The organism is Bacillus sp. NTK071 (assembly GCF_017303315.1).
In the GTDB taxonomy this organism is placed as follows: Bacteria; Bacillota; Bacilli; order Bacillales; family Guptibacillaceae; genus Guptibacillus.
Window position 1 is genome coordinate 214442 of record NZ_JAFKOI010000004.1, and the last position, 19115, is coordinate 233556.

Below are 19115 nucleotides of genomic sequence, written 5' to 3' on the forward strand. Positions count from 1 at the left end.
TTGGTAAATAAAAAAAGACGTAGCTACGCCTTTGTTATCCGTATTTCTTTTGATGCTCTTTCTTTTTCTCTAGATACGCTTCATCTGTTCGAACGATTTTCCACTTTTCCTCAAAAATCCTAGCAGATTCAGCCTTTTCCTCATCATTTTCTCGTTCGTTTACATCACCATCTTTATCATACTTTTTACCACCTTTATAGTTCGCATACCGCCTTGCTCTTGTGTAGCCCATTTGAATAAATTTTCTCGCCATATCCATACCGACGAAGTCATCATTTTTCTGATAATCTTTGAACATCTCGAAGATCTTCTCTGAAGATTCTTTTGCAATGTCAGGTGTTTTAAAGCGCCAATGAGGTAAGATCTCACTTTTATACGGCTCAACCATTAACACACCCTGTTCACCCCGGCCTACACGATATTTCTCAGGTTGTTCACGGAAGTTAATGTTATCGAAATCAAGATCGTAATTGAAAGCCATTTAGAACACTCCTTTTGTGGGAGTATTCCCCAGGATTTTCAAAATGTAAACAAGGGAAATATTTTTTTCATTAGAAATCCCACATCTAGAGGTTTTCGCTTGCCCTTATAGAGGTAAGATAGGAAAAAGGTATGAGCAGTGGTTAAGGAGGTCTAACGTGGTTATTTTCGATTACTGGATTTATGTCCTATTATCTATTTTGAAAATCTACTTATTCAGTTTCTATACATCTACAGCTTTCAACTTTAGCTTCCTCATTGTCAACTTGGCAGGAATCTTAATTCTTTCTAGTTGGACCTTACTACTTAACGTGAAGAGAAGAAGATGGGTCCTATTTACTTTGCTTATATTGCATAGCACCTTGCTGCTATCAGACATGTGGTATTACCGATACTTCAGTGACTTGCTTTCGGTTTCACTACTTTCTCAAATGCTTCAAATGAGTGATGTCGGTGGTGGCTTTATGACGCTCATTCAATGGAAAGACTTTCTCTTCTTCTCAGAACTAATCATCTTCAGTATCGTCATCTATTGGATGCGTAAGAATGAGAAGAGGATAACCAGAAAGAGAAGACTACTGTTTACAGGTATGACTTTGGTGACGGGTCTCGTTCTATTTGTTACTCCTCTCTTTACCAGTTATATAGAGAAAGATAAATGGTTGGTCCATTCATCTATTTCAAATATGCGTGAATATTATCATCTAGGATTCTGGGGCTATCATGCAGCTGATCTTCTAGATGTCGTGAAGCGAAAGATGAATGAAGATACCGAAGTTAAATTAAATGTTAAGAACAGTCAACCTTTCAATAAGGAATCTGGCGAGAACAAACCAAATATTATTCTTGTTCAGCTTGAATCATTTCAGGATTCTCTAATAGGGCAGAAAATAAATGACCAAGTACTAACACCAAATTTAAACGCATTAAAGGAAGAGTCGCTCTATTTTCCATCGTTTTATCATCAAACTCATGAAGGCAGAACATCTGATGCTGAATTCATTACGAATACTTCCCTCTACCCGTTAAAGTCAGGTTCTGTTTATACAAGATATCCAACAAATGAGTTTGCTGCATTACCAGAGCTTCTTCGAAAGGTAGGGTATGAAACAGCAGCGATGCATGCCTATGAAAAAGATTTTTGGAACAGAGATCGCAGCTATGAAAACTTAGGTTACGACCACTTTTTCAGTGATAAAGATTACCCAAATGGAGAAAAAATCGGAATGGCACTGAATGACAAGCGTTTTTTCACATCGTCTATTGGACATATGGAAGAGCTGAACGAACCATTCTTTGCATTCCTGGTTGCCCTTAGTAGTCACACCCCATATGAAATACCTAAAGATGAACGAGGATTAGATTTAACTGGCTATGATAACTCCCTACTAAAACGTTATTATCAAACAGTACACTACGTGGATCAGGCCGCGGGGGTTATGATTGAGGAATTGAAACAGAAAAACATGTGGGACGATTCTCTCGTCATTTTCTATGGCGATCATGACAGCGGACTCACAAAACCCGGCGGAGAAATGGCAGAAAAAGCAGATGCCGAAAGTCCAGTAGACTATTTTGAGTTGGATCGACAAGTCCCACTCTTTATTAAGCGTCCCAATTCAGATCAAGGGAAAGTGGTTAACACCAATGGCGGACAAATTGATATTGCTCCAACGATTCTGGATATTCTAGAAATAAAACCTCCTTACATGATGGGCGATTCATTACTTAATAATAAGGCGAATCTTACCGTTTTTCGTGACGGATCATTCCGCTATCAAGACCTCTATTACAAGCCTGATTTAACGAAGGATATTAGTGAAGGAACGTGCTATTCTGTTTCTACAGAAAAAGAAGTTTCGATTAAACAATGTGAGAAACACGTGGAGAAAGCTGCAGACCAGCTCAGATTATCAGATCGAATAATTGAGAGAAATGGCTTAGAAGAATGATAGTGACTAAAACGCATTGAACGATTTTAGATTTCAATGCGTTTTGTATTGTATGATATAGCGTAGTCCTAGAACATTTGCCTCATGTCCTTATTCACTCTATCTTTTTTTCGAACATTACTAGCATAGAATTCTGTCGATACATCCGTTATACCAATGCTAAGTACCTACTCAATAACTGGAAAATATAGCTAAATAGTTCCTTGTTAAAAAGTCAGAATATTCCTATAGTTATACTGACAAGACACTAAACAAAACTATGGGAGGGTTTTATGAAAAAATGGTTGATGTCATTGCTCGTTATGGTTCTCTTGTTTGCACCGTCGCTCAATGAAGCTCATGCAGGAATTCTCGGCAAAGGGGATGCTACTGGGACGCCAGGAGAATGGTATATTGGCGATAAGCCTGCATCCGTTAAAGCAGGTTCACTACCAATTGTATTTGTTCATGGATTAAACAGTTCCTCAAACATCTGGATTGATCAGAACGATATGGATGAGATCACATACAACGAGAACTATCAAACAGCATTCATCGACCTTTATCCTACGAAAAACATGTGGGATAACGGCCAGCTCCTTGCTACGAAACTATCCGAAATGTATACGTACTTTGGAAAGAAAATGATCCTTGTTACCCATAGTAAAGGAGGCGTGGATACCCAAGCTGCTCTTGTCCATTCGAATGCCGAGAAGTATGTTGAGAAAGTGATTACGCTTTCTACTCCACATCACGGGTCACAGCTAGCTGATCTAGCTTATACCAATTGGGCCGGCTGGATTGCTGCTATTATCGGAAATCGAAATGATGCAACGTACTCTCTTCAAACTGGTTACATGAGCTATTTTCGCTCAGTGACCGATTCTAACTCAAAAGCTTCCCTTACACCCTACTACACCTTTGGCGGAACCGATTGGGGTAGATTCGGCGGAACTTTATACTGGGGCGGGTTATACCTTAGACAATTTGGTTCAAACGATGGAGCTGTGACCGTTACTAGTTCAAGACTTCCATATGGAAATGAAGTCAAAATAGGAAAGTGGGATCACTTTGCTATTAAGAACGGGAGTACAGTCTTCCCTTCAATTGAGCCTTACTTAACCAAGTCCGTTCCGGCATCTCTTCAATCGTATGCTACTGCACAAGAGGACGATCAGGAAGCAAGTGTCCTCCTACGAGGTGGGGAGTTTACTGGAAAGAAAGTAGAAACATTTGAAGTAGAAGAAAACACGAAGAGCATTGCATTTGATTGGATGAGTCAAAATACGGATTCTGTTATTACTCTAGAAGGACCTAACCAACAAACTTATTCTAATGCCGTAACAGCAAAGGATAAAGAAATGTTCCAGGGCGCAACTCACCACCAATTGAATGTTAACGCTCCTGAAGCTGGTACTTGGAAAGTAACTGTGGATCAGCCGAAGAAAGAAAGTTATCTCATGCAGGTAGCATACGAAAGTGAATTAAATGCTGATCTGAGTATAGAAGCAAGCTCTCAAAAAGAGGTTAAGCTTCAAGTTAATACAGCCAAAGTTGATCGCAAGTCCATTAACGGAAATGTCGTTATTCAGTATAGTAAGAATGGAAAAACGAAGCAAAAGAAAATCTCAGAACAGAAGTTCAACTCCTTGGACTCGCTCCCAATTAAACATGTAGGCGAAGGTATATATCATGTCACATTAGATGTAAAGGGCAAGACGAGTAAAGGGAATCCGTTTGAGCGAACTATTCTGTACACGATGTATGTAGATCAGAATGGAAAATTGTATAAACCATAAGGAACAACAAGAAATCCAGGCTCAAGGCGCCTGGATTTCTTTTGTATTACCTCCTCTTTCGATACCACTCTAACGCTTTCTCTTCAATTTCTTTAACTAAAGAATTCTTACCGTTAATATAGGCTTCCATATCAAAAGGATACCTATTGGCAAGGTCCTCTTTTTTCTGACTGTAGCGTTTTTGATCGATCGGATGTTCGCTTAAGTAATCTCGAAACGCTAGATGACGATCGATGTCTGGGTTTCCAGTTTCGAATACATGAACGTGATGGGAGCGAGTATCGCCACCCTTTTGAAAATAACGACGGTCTCTTATTCCGTTCTCACCTTTCGCTTCATATCCAATCTCTTTCATTGATTCATTCTTCAAATCAACAAGCGAAAGATCATTAACAACGGGCATGAGATCGATGACAGGCTTTGCTTTCATTCCACTCACAGCTGTACTCCCTATATGGTGAATTTCAATGACATTACCTCCAAGAATACGCTCTAATTTCTGCGCTTCTAGCTGAAACATTTCTAACCAAACTTCTTTATAGTCGTGAACCTCGACTTTCCTCATATCCTTCACCTCACAGTTAATCTCGAAGTTTGAACAGCGCTGTCTATAAACCAGCCACTCCAAATACTTGCTCATCACCAAATGCCACCGTAAAACCTAGACCACCTTTCAGGCTCCGCTCCTGATAAACTTCTAGATTTGACAGTCCTGTACCTCCCAGTCCCCTCTTCAAAAAGGCAAAAGGAGCTTGCAGCCGTTTTATTGTCCACTTTTTCGTTTTATTAGCCAAAATCGAATTATATTGTCCAAATTCAAAATATATTGGCCAAAATTCAATTTTATTAGCTAACTAGAGTTAGTCTAATTACTGACGAAGCAACAGCTTCTCCTCCATTGTCTGACTACTTCTTGCTCCAAACAAGAGGTTTGTAAGCTGAGAAGTTTAGGAGTATAATTTGATAATTGATTATAGAAAATGAACCCTTTTTCTGAACTTATGTCTATGAAATTAGCTTTCTATAAAATGATCAAAGAAAACGAGAGGAGGTTGCGAGTTGACGACTCAACCTTATAATAAAGTCCTCATTGCCGCGATATTGCTGGCGGGGTCTTTTATTACGATATTAAATCAAACCCTTATGATTACAGCGATTCCTCCTATTATGGAGGAAATGAACATTACAGCTAACACAGCACAGTGGCTGACAACGGTGTTCATGCTTGTTAATGGGATTATGATTCCGATTAGTGCTTTCTTACTTGAACGATTTACATCTCGGCAGCTGTTTATGTCAGCGATGGGAATCTTTGCTGTCGGAACAGTTGTTGGTGGTATTGCCCCTAACTTCGGCGTCTTGCTTATGGGAAGAGTCATTCAATCGGCTGGAGCTGGAGTTATGCTACCACTGATGCAAACGGTGTTTCTAATGATTTTCCCTGTTAACAAACGAGGAGCAGCAATGGGTTACATTGGTCTTGTTATCTCATTCGCTCCTGCGATCGGACCTGCATTGTCTGGTTGGATAACAGCGAACTATTCCTGGCGATTGCTTTTCTGGGCAATTCTACCGCTAGCCCTACTCATTCTCATTATTGCACGCTTTGTTATGAGGAATGTAACAGAGCTTACGTATCCGAAGGTCGATCCGATCTCTATTATTCTTTCATCAATCGGCTTCGGTGGTTTGCTTTATGCGTTCACAAGTGCGGGCAACTATGGTTGGGATAGTGCGAGAACCATCGTTGTCCTCCTCATCGGAACGATTACGCTAACTATTTTTATCCTAAGACAACTAAAAATGTCGCACCCTATGCTTGAATTCAGGGTATTCAAAGACAAGATTTTTACGATCACAACGATCATCGGTATGATTATGTTTCTTGGATTAATTGGTGCGGAGACATTGATCCCGCTTTATATGCAGAACATGAGAGGTTTCACTGCATTTGAATCAGGATTAGTCCTATTACCGGGTGCAGTCATTGTGGCTTTCATGTCTCCACTAACAGGACGGATATTCGATAAATTCGGTGCACGCGTGCTTGCGATCGTTGGATTAACGATTGTAACTGCAGCAACATTTGGCTTCTCATTCCTTGGTACAGCCACAACGATTACGTTCTTAACAGTCATGTATGCCATTCGAATGTTTGGCTTATCGATGGTGATGATGCCTGTGACGACAGCTGGTTTGAATCAAATGCCGAGGCACCTCATCCCTCACGGGGCAGCGATGAATAACACAATGCGCCAAATCGCTGCATCCGTTGGTACAGCTATTCTAGTCACTGTGATGACAACAACAGCCCAAACAGCGCAGCAAGAACCTTCTATTTCTAACCCTGATATTTATGGAGTGAACGTGGCTTTCCTAGTCATTCTTGCTCTTACAGTTGTTGGATTGATTCTGACGTTTTATATCAAGAAGAATGGTCCTAGTGAAGAAAATGCTTCTAACGAAATTCCACAGGTCGAGGAAGAAAATTCTGCTAAGACAGTGAATATGTAACCTATAGAAAAACGCTCAGCCAACATGCGCTGAGCGTTTTTTTTAAGTTATGATTCTAGCACTCTCTCCCTTTGAAACATTCTCGTTTTAGAAATGGCACTCACCAGCAAGCTAACAGCAAAGCAAAGCATCAACACCGAACCTGTGACGACACTAAATCTTATGGAAACCAGCTCAGCAAGTAACCCGCATGCTAGCATCACAAGTATGGTAAACACCGCTTCTACGAAACGATATAGACTTCCAATTCTACCCATAACGTCAACTGGTATATTGTTTTGATAGAACGTGTAAAACCCCGTATTCATAAAAGCTAGCGAAAAAGATAGGACGAAGCATCCAATTGAAGCTATTGAGAAACTAGAAGATAACGTAAACACTAGATAACCACATGCAAGAATGGTAGCTCCTATGCCAATTAGCCAGGATTCCGATACTTTTGTTACGACTAACGCATTGATGATGGCACCAAGCAGGATACCCGCTCCCGCTACACTAACTAAGAAGCCGTATTCCGTATTCGTTAACAACAACACTTCTTTAGCAAATGCCGCTTCAAGTGAATCCACTCCCCATGTCATCACTGTAACCCCACTGAAAAGAGAGTAGATGAGAATCACATAGCTTGATCTTCGGCTAAAGTGATATACAACGAGCCAATCTTCTTTTAGTGTTGCTAGGGAAAGTGTATTTGAAGTCATTCTTGTTATGCTTCCTTTCTCTACATCAGGTAACAAGAAAAATAGAAATCCTGCTAGTAGAACAGCAGCTGCATTTATGAAAATAGCGTCCATAGGTGTTCCAATCATAAACAGTAGCCCTGCTATTGCAGGCCCGATAACGAAAGCGCCCGAATCAACTAAACTTCTTATTGAGTTAAATCGTTTTCGCCGGTTTACAGAAATTAACTTCGTGATATACGTCATCGAAGTTGGATGAAAAACCGAGCTCGCCATATTAATAACAAAAACAAAACCATACAGAACCCAAATCGATTCTAGATAAGGAAGACAGGTGATGAGACTTGCTTCAAAGATCGTAAGTCCAATCATTAATCTTCTTTTATTCAACCGATCAATTAACGTTCCAGACCATCCATTCGTAAAAAGAATAGCGATAGGTTTAAGTAAATAAAGTCCTATCACCGCAAGCGCCGATCCTGTTTGATCAAGAATAATTAAATTTAGTGCAATGTGGTAAATCCACCCTCCAATATTCGAGATTCCTATACCAATTAAAAGAATGAATCGATTTCGCCATGCCTTTTTCATAAATAGCCCACTCCAATCGCGATAAGTAATATGAAACCAATTAAAAAAATCTCACCCCCAGGACGTGTAGTCCTGGGGGCGAGATACCTTATCGCGGTGCCACCCCAGTTCAGTCATGTGTCGCCACATAACTCTTATCAGGTACGGCATTCTCTGCTTATACCTTAGCTCTATAACGGGAGCGCCCGTTACACCATCACCACAATTGGCTCCAATGCACAGCTCAGAGGCTTGGTTCGAATACATCATTCTCACTCCTTCTCAGCAAACGGAGCTCTCTGTATAGAATCATGACATCTACTCTTCTCTTCATCGCATTTAATTTGTTATAGATTACCAGAACAATAGAATAAATGTAAACACTTTTCTGAAATCATTTAGCTAGATCATTTGAACTAGCAGCAGTTACTTTGAACTACAAACTTTTGGTTCCGCCTGCAAAACCACTAGTTACTTTCGATTATTTGTCGGAAATGCTAAAGGACTATGTAGAAAGCTGTTGAATCCTCTCCTTAATCCGAAGAGAAAACCCTTTTCGGAAATACACTAGAGGAGTGATTGAAGAATGTTCAAGCGTCTCGCAGCATTTGCTACAACTGCAACTCTACTTATGTCCGTGGCTCTACCAGCTTCAGCTACAAATTTGGAAGGAAAAGAAGCGCCTAGCTATTCTAGCGAGCAACAACTTGCTCCACAAGAACTAATCGTTCATTTTAACGATTCAGTTAAATCTACATATGCTAAAGAACTTGTTGCTAAGTTTGGCGGCAACGTAATTGAAACCACAGATGAATTTATGGTTGTAAAAGTGAACGGTTCCGTTACTGATGCAATTAAAGGTCTCGAAGGAAATAGCTTTGTTGAGTATGCAGAACCGAACTCAATGTTCCATGTTAATTATGTCCCTAACGACCCTTTCTACAAAACAGAACAGTACGCTCCGCAAAAAGTAAAAGCTGAGCAAGCATGGGACGTGACTCAGAGCAATTCCTCAGTGAAAATTGCAGTTATTGATACTGGGGTAGATTACAATCACCCAGATCTTGCTGGTAAGGTCATCAAAGGATATGATTTTGCAGATAATGACAACGATCCGATGGATGAACATTACCATGGTACGCATGTTTCCGGTATTGCCGCAGCTAACACAAATAATGGAATTGGAATCGCAGGTCTATCACCGAACGCTTCCATTCTAGCTGTGCGTGTACTTGATGAAAGTGGTAGTGGTTCACTTGATGACGTGGCGCAGGGTATACGCTATTCCGCAGATCAAGGGGCTCAAGTCATCAACTTAAGTCTCGGTGGCATTCTTGGTTCCGAGACATTGAAGGATGCTGTTAACTATGCATGGAACAAAGGGTCAGTGGTTGTCGCAGCAGCTGGTAACGAAAGCTCACCCAAGCCAAGCTACCCAGCATATTACTCCAATGCTATCGCAGTAGCAGCTACAGACCAGAACGATACAATCGCTTACTACTCGAACTACGGCACATGGGTTGATCTTGCTGCACCAGGTTCTAGCGTCTATTCCACTATGCCTGGTAATAGCTATGACAACCTATCCGGTACGTCTATGGCATCACCAGTTGTCGCAGGTGTTGCAGGACTTTTAGCTGCACAAGGTCGAAGCGCTTCAGAAATTCGCACAGCTCTTGAAGAGACGGCAGATTACGTTACTGGAACAGGCACCCTTTTTCAAAACGGGCGTGTGAACGCAGCTAATGCTGTTCAGTACTAAGGAAATAAACTAGTAAAAGAGGATGCTCAAGTTCCGTAAGTAGTACAGTTTTGGAGTGTAAAAAGTGAAATTACACATCTAATTGAGTATCAAATTGCAGGTCGATTTGATGCTCTTTTTTCGTAGTTGTAATAGGCTATACATATGTTTTAGCACCCACACGCACTTGAAAATGCAAATCGAATTTCATCTATACAATAATTATTGTGCATCCGTAAATTCAGGTGTTGAAACGCGTGTAATTTAGCTATCAAAACCGTGTGAAATTCTAATAAAAAAGACAAATAAAAAAACAGACGCCTAAATTAGCCCAGCTCCTGTTTTTAGATCATAACTCCTAAAGCTCCCGTTAAATAAAGACTCAGTATCAAGATATCTTCTTCTTTAACACCATTACACTTCTATTATTTGATAAGATCACTTTTAATAATTGAATACATATATAAATCATCAAATTTACCAAGAGTATATTCATAGTGCCTAAGTAAACCTTCTTTTGTAAATCCTTGTTTGCTAACCAACTTTTGTGATTGAATATTACCAGGCTCTATCAAAGCCTCTATCCGTTCTAACTGATAGTGATTAAATCCATACCTAATAATAGCTCCTAGCGCTTCAGAAGCTATGCCTTTTCCCCAATAGTTTTTACTTAATTCAAATCCAACTTCAGCTCTATAATGTTTATGCTGCATATTTAAATACCCGCAACTACCTATAACCTTATCTGATTCTTTTAAAGTAACTCCCCACCTAATACCTGTACCTTCCTTAATAATTGAGTGATACCAGTCAATTTCATCCATTACTTCTTCAACACTTTGGGCAGGCGGTAAACCCATGAATCGGCTACACTCAGTTAGACAAATAAATTAAGGTCAGATAGACTTTATTAAAACCTTTATTAGAGGAGCGTCTATTATGACCAAACGAACACGCCGTACGTTTACTAAGGAATTTAAACAACAGATGGTTCAACTACATGAAAACGGTAAGCCAAGAAGTGAAATTATTAAAGAATATGAGTTAACGCCATCTTCATTGGATCGGTGGATCAGTCAGTTTTCGAAAAGCGGTTCATTCAAGGAAAGCGATAATCGTTCTTCTGAAGAAACGGAGCTCATGAAGCTGCGAAAAGAAAACCAGCGTTTAGCGATGGAGAATGATATTTTAAAGCAAGCCGCGCTGATCATGGGACGAAAGTAAATGTGATTCACAATAATCGTCACAAATACTCTGTATCAGCAATGTGCGACGTCCTACAACTGCCTCGAAGTACCTTCTATTATGAAGCGAAAGTGTTAGAATCAAATGACGATGAACTGAAAGAGGTCATTCGAAAAATCTTTTACAAAAGCCGCCGAAACTATGGAACACGTAAAATCAAGATTGAACTCAAGAAACAAGACTGGATTGTTTCAAGGCGCCGGATTGGACGTATTATGAACGAATTGGGCCTTGTTTCAAAATATACAATCGCTCAATTCAAACCTACTAAAAGCTCGTGTAATGAGTCTGAGCAGGCAAATGAATTGAATCGAGAATTTCATCAAAACCAACAGTTGAAGGTCGTTGTCAGTGACTTGACTTATGTTCGTGTGGGTCAAAAATGGCACTACATCTGTGTCTTTGTCGATCTATTTAACCGCGAAATAATTGGCCACAGTGCAGGTCCACGAAAAGACGCCAGGCTTGTCTATCGTGCTTTCTCTTCCATTAAAGGAAACCTGCATGACATTGAGCTATTTCACACGGACCGTGGCAACGAGTTTAAGAATAAGTTAATAGACGAGGCCTTAGAAACCTTCCAAATTAAACGCTCCTTAAGCTTCAAAGGATCGCCTTATGATAATGCGGTCGCTGAGGCGATGTTTAAGGTCATTAAAACTGAATTTGTTTATCATGCCCACTTCGAAAACCAGGCACAGCTTGATATTGAACTTTTTGATTACGTGCACTGGTACAACCACATAAGAATCCACGGTACTTTGGACTATTTAAGTCCGATTGAATACAAGTCTAGGAACCTTAATATAGCTGTCTAGTTTAGTGTTGACATTCCACCATATGTTTTACGACTTCTTCATCGGATAAATAGTGATACATATCCAAAGCATCCTCTGATGTTACTTCTCTTAAAATTAATCGTTTTGTTTCAATTATTGGAGTTTGTTTTTCCATTAATGTTCCTCTCTTTACCGTAATTCAATTTCTTAAATAGCTCCCCATATTAAGAGGAGGCGAAATCTATGTATAGATCTTTAGTTTTTGCTCCGAGGTAGTGGAAGACTTGAATTCGAGATACCTTTCTTGCATCTCAATATATGTAAAACGACACAGTATTCACTTTATCGAAGTGGTAGGTGCATTTTCCTTGTTGGGTTATAAACTTCTAGCCAATTTTCTGTTTCGGACTCAATCCATCTTCCAAATCGATCCAAGAATTTCAATGTCTCTTCTGAGCTTGACAAGGGGTTGATTGCATACCAGAGAGCTGTTCTCATCTCTGGCTCTTTTTCCGGATAATGCTTCGAAAATAGTTTATAAGCTGGGTATAGATCTCTTGTGTACGACTGTTCTTGAACAATGACAAGTGCACCACCAGCCCTCACAATAATTCTCATTATCCATGAACAGCAATCTTTAATATCCTCAATGTCGTCATTTCCTGTTAAATCATACTTGGCTTTATCAATAAGAGGTGTTAGGTGGATAAGGTGTTCATTAGCCAAGGAACTGTCAGGCTTATAATCAGGGAGCTTACTTATCAAGTTATCTCCATAAATACAAACCCCGTAGGTTTTTAGAATGAAAGGAATCATGGAGCAATATTTTGACTCTTCAACCTCACTTAGAGGACTGAAACCTAATTCTACCCCGTTTATAAAAGAAAATTTCTGATCAATAAATCGTTCCCTGTCCTCCACCCACTCTAGGTCAAGTTCCTCAGGATCGGAATAGGTTATAACTATTACGTCCACATCCGACACACCTTCAATGTCTAACCCCCTTGGTACAGAGCCTCTTATGTAAATACTATGAATATCTTTTGGTAAAGCGGAAAGACAGCTTTCGTTTATAAGTCGAATGACTTCTTGAAATTTATTATTAATTTTTTTATGATCAGACTGGTTTAGGATATAACCTTTGTCGTCTAATGAACATAAAGAGCCTATTTCTTTAATTACAGTCATACTTACAAGTCCCCATTTCATTGAATTTATTAAATAAAATAATCTTTTTACATACTAAATGCGCAAGTCTTATTCAAGATAAGCTCCGAGATTGTTGAATACTTGCTGAACTGCAAGAGCAAGCTATTAACTTCAATAAACAGTCTGATTGTTATAATAATTCGAATTCTGATCTTAGTATATGAATGAGAAATGACTCAAGCATTAGATAAACGATTTTTACCACGCTTTAATTCCAATTATTTCAAAACCAAATCACTTACTCAACCTTTTTGATAGAAAAAGACGTAACTCCTTCCTGAGGAATTACGTCTGATAAGTAAATAATGTTTTTCAAGTTTGTGATCTTTATCACTCAAAAAATTATTGACTATTCTTTCGAGAACTCTCTAAAAGAACCACGCCATCCTTATCTTCTACAATTAATTTATAGGGATCTTCCTGAACGTAAGGAGCTGCTTGTTCCGATTCTATAAACTCTTCAATAGTGCTTACTATTTCTTTTGCTTCATCTTTTTTTTCAGGATCTGCGGAGTTAATAGTCGTTTTAATATAGAGTGTTATAGAGGATGTATTGTTTGAATAGGCAACCTCTGTAACATTCAGGTCGCTTTTCTTTTCCAGCCCGTCAGAGATGATACTAATCACGTCTGTCCATCGATCTGCCAGATCACGTTTCTCCATATCAATTATTGTTTCTTCAATTACGAGTTCCTCATGGTTGTTTTTCGCTAATACATCCTTAATATAGGCTTTAATTTCTTTAATATCGTCCTTTGACTCACTGTTAGCAATATCGATTACCACTCTCTTCAAGCCTATATCAACACCATAGGACAGTACGTCATATTTGTCTTCAAGTAGAAGTGGCTCAAGCTCTTTTAAGATTTGTTCTTCTTCTTTATTGATACGTTTTTCATCTTCACTTCGGCTATAGTTATCATCATAGGGAATAAAGCGTTCGACACGTATATCAAATCCATTGTAGTTATGGTGAGTTAATACCTCTTTAAGGTCATGAACAATATCAGATTTTACTTTTTGAATGTATTCTTCATCACCTTTTATAGAAACTGTAATTTGTTTGTCTTCGTAATCTGAATCCAGTCCTCTAACATTTGGTTCAATGTTAAGTAGTGTTTCTCCAAGCTCTTTTGTTACTTCCATATCTGATTTCTCTTCTAGAAAAAAACTACTCAAGTATGGAAATTTAGCTAGGACTCCTGCCATTGAAGGAGAGAAAAATGCTGATCCAATGAATAAGATAAGCACAATCATCGCAATGCTAAGAGTGTAGTAAACACGTTTGGACCGTCGATGATGATCGTTGTTAACCTTAGTTATTACGCCATCTTTAATTTTCCCACTAATCTTATCTGAGTATTGGTCTTCATACTTCAATTTAGCTTTCTTTAACTCTTCATCCATTGAGGTTCGCCTCCTTCTGATCTAGCATGTTTTTTTTCAACAAATTGCGAGCTCTAGATAACCTCGTCTTAACGGTGTTCAGATTTAAGTCTAAAGCCTGACTAACCTCTGTAACGGTTTGCTCATGAAAGTAGTGCAGCACAATGACTTCGCGATACTTTCTGGAGAGGTCATAAACATAGTCAAGTACCTCTCGATTTCCTTCACGCTCTATGTAAAGTTGCTCAGAACTTTGAGATCTTAAGAAATTATCAAAAAAACCAGTTGGATTTTTTAAGAGTTGAAAACTCTTTTTGCGCAAATGATCCTTCGCTGTATTTACAGTGATTCTGTAAAGCCAGGTTTGTACGGACGCCTCTCCTCGAAATCTCTTGAGGTTCTTATAGCATTTTAAAAAGACTTCTTGAGCTATATCTTCTGCTGATCCTTTATCTTGCACGTAAGAGTATGCAAGTAAATAGATTTTTTTGGAGTGCTCATCAACCAACTCAGCTATTTGAACTTCTAGTTTCTCTTCACCCACTTCACCCGTTAAAGACGGGTCGTTCTTTTTCATCTTCAAAACCCCTTCCGATCCTCTTGCCACCTTTAGACTCTTATAGAAGTTAAATGGTTTCATATATCTAATAGACCTCAACTATTTTTCTTTTAATACAAACGAAAAGGACCTCCTTCCAAGGAAGTCCTGCTAACGTTAAACTCAAAGATTGATTGTTCAAAATGAATAATGTTAATAGCTTAATTTTAACTTGATATCTCAATAAAATCTTTTCCGTTTTTCAACAATAGGTGAATCGTATACTCGTCATTTTTTATATACTCTCTTGTTTCAGGTAAAGACAAGTATTCTTTTATCGACAATTCAATTTCTTGGATTATTTCTTTAGAAGGAGGTTCATTATAATCAGTTTTGATTGATACATAGGAATGTCCATCCTTCACTTTGTAAGATAACCCTGTCAGTTGATAAGTTGATTTTCCTACCATTCCATCATAGATATCAGATGAAATAAATGCCCAACGATTATCTTGTTTTCGATGTTGAAGATTAAACTTATTCACTTCAATGTCTTTTACATCTAACTCTTGTGATTCTATTTTTTTCTCGATCTCATTAATGATTTTATTAGACTCTTGAATATGGTCTGGCATCTCAAGTGTAATAATATTTGAAAACCAGGATTTCTTAAGACCAACCAATTCATTATCTGCTTCTTCAGCGTATCCATACGATGCAAAAACTTCTTTCACGATCTTTCTTACTTCGTCATAAAGAATGTCTGTTTCATCCTCTTGATCATTAGAATATGTTTTATTTGTTTCTGAAATCTTTAGAACATATTTGTCGTATCCACTTTCACTTAAATAATTTTCAATCTTAGGTTCCAGATCTTCCGTTGCTTGTTTCAAGGTAGAATTCTTTAAATTGAGTGAGATTTCTATTGTATAAGGAGATGGTGTTAGGTTTAAAGAATTAATGGCATACCCTTCACTTTCAACTAATTCGTAGAGACGAGACGAAAGCTGTGTATCTTGCTCTCCTGAAAAACTTGGAGCGATCGAGATCGGTAATATTTTCTCCATAACACTTGCCATTGTAGTAGAGTAAAAAGGCGAAGATAGTAAAAATAGAATGCTGATGGCTATGAAAATCCAGCCCATTTGTCTTTTCGGTTTACGTTTATTATTTTTATGTACTGCTTGTAAAATGTTACTTCTAAGTTGAAACTTAGACGCCTCTTTTATTTTTAGATGCTTTTCAAACTCCTTAAACTGATTATCTGAAAATTTCATTCGTAACACCCCATTTCATTAATTCATTTTTCAGTTCAGCTAAAGCTCTTTTCAAAGTCATTTTCACTTTACTTTCTGAACACTTTAAAACAATGGCTGTCTCTGCTGTTGAAAGCTCTTTTAACTTTCGTAAAATGATGACATGCCTATAGGTAGGCTTTAATTGCTGAATCGCTTTATATAATTGCTCAGTCTGCCAATTTAAAGCTACAATTTGTTCAGGTATAGGATGGTAATCTTTCTCTTCCGACGTTAAATTCAAATAATGTTGTAATGGGTGTTTTTTTCGAAAATAATCTCTGGTCAAATTGCGTGCAATGGAAAACAGCCATGTTTTTACAGACGATTTATGTTCAAACTTATGTTGATTTCTATAAGCTTTGATAAAGGTTTCTTGTGTTAAATCCTCAGCTCGTTGATAATCTTTAACAATCAAAAGTATGTAGGTTAAAATCGATTCACCGTACATATCAAACCATTCAGCTACTTCATCCTCCAAAATTTTTCCTCCTTTGCGCAATCTACTTACTTAGACGCAAATGAAATAAAATGGTCACAATTAAAAAATACACAAAAGAATAATACCAATTAAAAAAGCATTGATCCACAACAGAATCAACGCTTAAATCCCCATTAATTTTATACTTACTTGTAATCGCTCCGATTTTCTGCAATATGAAATAGTCAAACAAATGATTATTTCTTACCTCTAGTATCTTTTGAAGTGCCTGTAAAAGGGTTTGTCTCATAAGTTAAATCTTTTTCAGCTTCCTTTTCTTCCTTTGAAATTCTCTTTCCTAACGAGGCGTAATACCAAATGAACGCCCCTAAACTGAATATACCACCTATACTAGATACCCAAAATACAGCATCATCCATACGCTCACCTCCCATTTAAAACTAACAAATTGCAGCTGCCCTAAACCTACATAGAGCGCTCACTTTTGTTCCGCAAATGCTCCGAGATACTTGAAGATCGATCGGTCATGAAATTAAACTACATTTAATTTATTTTTTTACCGTCTTTGCTTTTAACAACAATCTGATATTCATCTCCATTTACAACTTTCTTTATCTCTTTTGAGTTAATAAATGTGTTCATCTCATCTTCAATCTCATTTGCCAGCATTGAAGCATTAGGATTAGACTTATCGATTGAAGTGTCAACTGATAAAGTATAAGGATCTGAATAGAATGTAAAACCAACTAATTCAACTTTAAGCTCTCTTTTTCCAATTAATCCTTCTGTTAGAGTGTCGATAACAGGACTCCATCGTACTTGTGCTTCTTCTCTTATAGGATCAAATGTATAAACTTTTATTTTGAATTCACCTGATTCTTTTTCTTCTGCAACTTTCCTTACAAAATTCTTAATCTCTTCTATTCTTGTTTCTGAGACAGGTATTTCAAGTGATATAAACCTCTCTTTGTCATTAATTCGAACATCAGCTGATTGAACCTGATAGTTTTGCTCTTTTAGTTCACTCATGATTTTCTCGCTAAGAGCAAGACTTCTCTTCTCATAATCATCGTACTTCTTTTGCATTTCTTCTGTAATGCCATCGTCGTATCGCTCTTTTTCTTCTTTAGGATTGGTCACTTCAACAGTGTATGCTCCAAGACCATTCGCATCTAAAATGCTATTACTTTTTTCTATAATATCTTTTTGGTTTTTTTGATAATATTCGTTAGTACCTTCTATTCCTACGTAAATGGTTTTTTCCCTAAAATTAATATTTGTTCCCTGACTAACTTTAAAGTTGTCTTCTTTTAGTTCATGGATCAGGAGATCGCCGATGGAATCGACACCGATGGAATCTTCCTTCTCCATCAATTCATTTAGAAACGGTATTTTAGAAACAACAGAAGCCATTGATGGTGAAACGAATGATAAACTGACAACTAAACCAAATAACAAGACTGCAGCACAGGATATATAGATAAGTTTATAATTGATATAGGGTGGATTATCACGTTCCCTAATCCTTTCTTTCACTCTTTCTCTAATTCTGTTTTCTCTTTCTAAAGAAAATTGCTCGTCTAATTCGATTTTCCCTTTTTGAACTTCACGTTTCATAGTTGCCTCCTTCCAAACCACTAATTTTTTCTTTTAAAAGAAGTCTCCCCCGAGATAATCTCGTTTTAACTGTATTCCTATTCAGTTTTAAAGCCAGCGCTATTTCTTCTGTATTGAAATCTTGAAAATAAAAAAGGATAATAACTTCTCGATATTTTGGCTGAAGAGACAGAACGATGTCCATCACACTTTGTCTATTCTCTTTCTCAAGAAACTCATCTTCTGAACTTTTCCTTTTAACAAGCACCTCCATAAGATGAGAGGGGGAATGAAATAAATTATATTTTCGTTTTCTCAAAAAATCTTTTGAAGTATTTACTGTGATACGAGAAATCCAAGTTTTTATTGATGATTCTTTTCTAAATTTATGTAGGTTTTTGTAACACTTATAAAAAACTTCTTGGGCTATATCCTCGGCTAAAGAATGATCTTTCACATATGAAAAAGCTAAAATAAACACTTGCTTTGAGTGTTCTTTGATCAACAAATCAATCTCCGTTTCACTAGCTATTTCATCGCCAAATCCTTCCCTATCAAATAATGAATCTCTATTTTTCACTTTTCAACCTCCTTTCAACCTTCATCCTGCACCTTATAGACTATACATTTATCAAAGCAGTTTCATTTTCTTAAATATTTTTAATAAAGTAATATGACTTTAATTCAAGAACTAATTTACAAACCTCACACAAAAAAGCTCGGAGTTCAATAACTCTGAGCTTAGCTGAAAATTGCTTGAGCTTATTTAATTTAGTTGCCTACTTAAAGGGCAAATTTTTATTACGCAATTGCTCCGAGTTTATGTAAGACTTGAATTCGAGATAATTGAAGGAGGTTGAATAAATCTGAACGATCCAATATTCAAGCCACCCCAGCCTTATTAAAGTGG

16 protein-coding genes, 2 pseudogenes and 1 other annotated feature are annotated in these 19115 nt (G+C 37.7%); of the genes and pseudogenes, 5 read left to right on the forward strand and 13 right to left on the reverse strand.

The genetic code is table 11. From position 1 onward, the window contains the following. Nucleotides 1-34: 34 nt before the first annotated feature. Nucleotides 35-481 (reverse strand): DUF4385 domain-containing protein, encoded by a 447-nt coding sequence (locus tag JI666_RS10100; protein ID WP_206891394.1) that lies wholly within the window; start codon nt 479-481, stop codon nt 35-37. A gap of 157 nt (nt 482-638) precedes the next feature. Here JI666_RS10100 and JI666_RS10105 point away from each other — a divergent pair, with 157 nt between their 5' ends. Together JI666_RS10105 and JI666_RS10110 are read left to right on the forward strand one after the other, a co-directional pair. Then, nucleotides 639-2432, forward strand: a complete 1794-nt coding sequence (locus JI666_RS10105) for an LTA synthase family protein (protein WP_206891395.1) — start codon at nt 639-641, stop codon at nt 2430-2432. 272 nt (nt 2433-2704) lie between these two features. Beyond that, entirely contained in the window at nt 2705-4210 is a 1506-nt protein-coding gene (locus JI666_RS10110; RefSeq protein ID WP_206891397.1) for an esterase/lipase family protein, read from the forward strand. 46 nt (nt 4211-4256) lie between these two features. On the opposite strand, the gene JI666_RS10115 is transcribed toward JI666_RS10110, so the two are convergent. After that, the gene (locus JI666_RS10115; protein ID WP_206891399.1) at nt 4257-4775 is read right to left on the reverse strand and encodes a GrpB family protein; all 519 of its coding nucleotides are present in this window, start codon (nt 4773-4775) and stop codon (nt 4257-4259) included. A 494-nt stretch (nt 4776-5269) separates the two neighbouring features. On the opposite strand from JI666_RS10115, the gene JI666_RS10120 reads away from it, so the two are divergent. Further along, on the forward strand, nt 5270-6724 hold the full coding sequence (locus JI666_RS10120; RefSeq protein WP_206891401.1) for an MDR family MFS transporter: 1455 nt from the start codon (nt 5270-5272) through the stop codon (nt 6722-6724). Nucleotides 6725-6771: 47 nt separating this feature from the next. Here JI666_RS10120 and JI666_RS10125 read toward each other — a convergent pair whose 3' ends face one another. Then, nucleotides 6772-7995, reverse strand: a complete 1224-nt coding sequence (locus tag JI666_RS10125) for an MFS transporter (protein ID WP_206891402.1) — start codon at nt 7993-7995, stop codon at nt 6772-6774. 71 nt (nt 7996-8066) lie between these two features. After that, nucleotides 8067-8317, reverse strand: a binding site (T-box leader). Between the two features lie 243 nt (nt 8318-8560). Between JI666_RS10125 and JI666_RS10130 the strand changes: the two genes are divergently transcribed. Then, nucleotides 8561-9736, forward strand: a complete 1176-nt coding sequence (locus tag JI666_RS10130) for a S8 family peptidase (RefSeq protein ID WP_206891403.1) — start codon at nt 8561-8563, stop codon at nt 9734-9736. A gap of 404 nt (nt 9737-10140) precedes the next feature. Here the strand turns inward: JI666_RS10130 and JI666_RS10135 are convergent. Next, nucleotides 10141-10581, reverse strand: a pseudogene (locus JI666_RS10135) (GNAT family N-acetyltransferase); the annotation flags it as partial. 73 nt (nt 10582-10654) lie between these two features. On the opposite strand from JI666_RS10135, the gene JI666_RS10140 reads away from it, so the two are divergent. Continuing rightward, nucleotides 10655-11778 (forward strand): IS3 family transposase gene (locus JI666_RS10140; protein ID WP_206891408.1). Its coding sequence is split into 2 segments (ribosomal slippage): nt 10655-10904 and nt 10904-11778, totalling 1125 coding nucleotides; the frame shifts between segments, so codons are not numbered across the junction. A 19-nt stretch (nt 11779-11797) separates the two neighbouring features. On the opposite strand, the pseudogene JI666_RS10145 reads toward JI666_RS10140, so the two are convergent. The 9 genes and pseudogenes from JI666_RS10145 to JI666_RS10185 form a co-directional block, all read right to left on the reverse strand. Beyond that, nucleotides 11798-11914: pseudogene (locus tag JI666_RS10145) on the reverse strand (GNAT family N-acetyltransferase); the annotation flags it as partial. Nucleotides 11915-12081: 167 nt separating this feature from the next. After that, nucleotides 12082-12927, reverse strand: coding sequence for a nucleotidyltransferase domain-containing protein (locus JI666_RS10150; RefSeq protein ID WP_206891412.1), 846 nt, complete (start codon nt 12925-12927; stop codon nt 12082-12084). Nucleotides 12928-13290: 363 nt separating this feature from the next. Then, on the reverse strand, nt 13291-14355 hold the full coding sequence (locus JI666_RS10155) for a DUF4179 domain-containing protein (protein ID WP_206891415.1): 1065 nt from the start codon (nt 14353-14355) through the stop codon (nt 13291-13293). Beyond that, complete coding sequence (locus JI666_RS10160) at nt 14348-14911, reverse strand: sigma-70 family RNA polymerase sigma factor (protein WP_206891417.1); 564 nt, start codon at nt 14909-14911, stop codon at nt 14348-14350. The genes JI666_RS10155 and JI666_RS10160 overlap by 8 nt, the downstream gene beginning before the upstream one ends. 188 nt (nt 14912-15099) lie before the next feature. Then, nucleotides 15100-16149, reverse strand: coding sequence for a DUF4030 domain-containing protein (locus tag JI666_RS10165; protein ID WP_206891418.1), 1050 nt, complete (start codon nt 16147-16149; stop codon nt 15100-15102). Beyond that, entirely contained in the window at nt 16133-16648 is a 516-nt protein-coding gene (locus tag JI666_RS10170) for an RNA polymerase sigma factor (protein WP_286170714.1), read from the reverse strand. The genes JI666_RS10165 and JI666_RS10170 overlap by 17 nt, the downstream gene beginning before the upstream one ends. A gap of 197 nt (nt 16649-16845) precedes the next feature. Next, on the reverse strand, nt 16846-17028 hold the full coding sequence (locus JI666_RS10175) for a hypothetical protein (RefSeq protein WP_206891420.1): 183 nt from the start codon (nt 17026-17028) through the stop codon (nt 16846-16848). A gap of 124 nt (nt 17029-17152) precedes the next feature. After that, nucleotides 17153-18226, reverse strand: coding sequence for a DUF4030 domain-containing protein (locus JI666_RS10180; protein ID WP_206891425.1), 1074 nt, complete (start codon nt 18224-18226; stop codon nt 17153-17155). After that, a complete protein-coding gene (locus JI666_RS10185) occupies nt 18216-18785 on the reverse strand; it encodes a sigma-70 family RNA polymerase sigma factor (RefSeq protein ID WP_206891426.1) in 570 nt (189 codons plus the stop codon). Before JI666_RS10185 ends, JI666_RS10180 begins: the two co-directional genes overlap by 11 nt. Nucleotides 18786-19115 lie beyond the last annotated feature (330 nt).

Excerpts from the sequence above, each read along its gene's own strand:
- JI666_RS10150 (WP_206891412.1), bottom strand. The coding sequence starts at position 12,927 with ATGACTGTAATTAAAGAAATAGGCTCTTTATGTTCATTAGACGACAAA.
- JI666_RS10100 (WP_206891394.1), bottom strand. The coding sequence starts at position 481 with ATGGCTTTCAATTACGATCTTGATTTCGATAACATTAACTTCCGTGAA.
- JI666_RS10130 (WP_206891403.1), top strand. The coding sequence starts at position 8,561 with ATGTTCAAGCGTCTCGCAGCATTTGCTACAACTGCAACTCTACTTATG.
- JI666_RS10110 (WP_206891397.1), top strand. The coding sequence starts at position 2,705 with ATGAAAAAATGGTTGATGTCATTGCTCGTTATGGTTCTCTTGTTTGCA.
- JI666_RS10175 (WP_206891420.1), bottom strand. The coding sequence starts at position 17,028 with ATGGATGATGCTGTATTTTGGGTATCTAGTATAGGTGGTATATTCAGT.
- JI666_RS10160 (WP_206891417.1), bottom strand. The coding sequence starts at position 14,911 with ATGAAAAAGAACGACCCGTCTTTAACGGGTGAAGTGGGTGAAGAGAAA.
- JI666_RS10115 (WP_206891399.1), bottom strand. The coding sequence starts at position 4,775 with ATGAGGAAAGTCGAGGTTCACGACTATAAAGAAGTTTGGTTAGAAATG.
- JI666_RS10125 (WP_206891402.1), bottom strand. The coding sequence starts at position 7,995 with ATGAAAAAGGCATGGCGAAATCGATTCATTCTTTTAATTGGTATAGGA.
- JI666_RS10155 (WP_206891415.1), bottom strand. The coding sequence starts at position 14,355 with ATGGATGAAGAGTTAAAGAAAGCTAAATTGAAGTATGAAGACCAATAC.
- JI666_RS10165 (WP_206891418.1), bottom strand. The coding sequence starts at position 16,149 with ATGAAATTTTCAGATAATCAGTTTAAGGAGTTTGAAAAGCATCTAAAA.
- JI666_RS10180 (WP_206891425.1), bottom strand. The coding sequence starts at position 18,226 with ATGAAACGTGAAGTTCAAAAAGGGAAAATCGAATTAGACGAGCAATTT.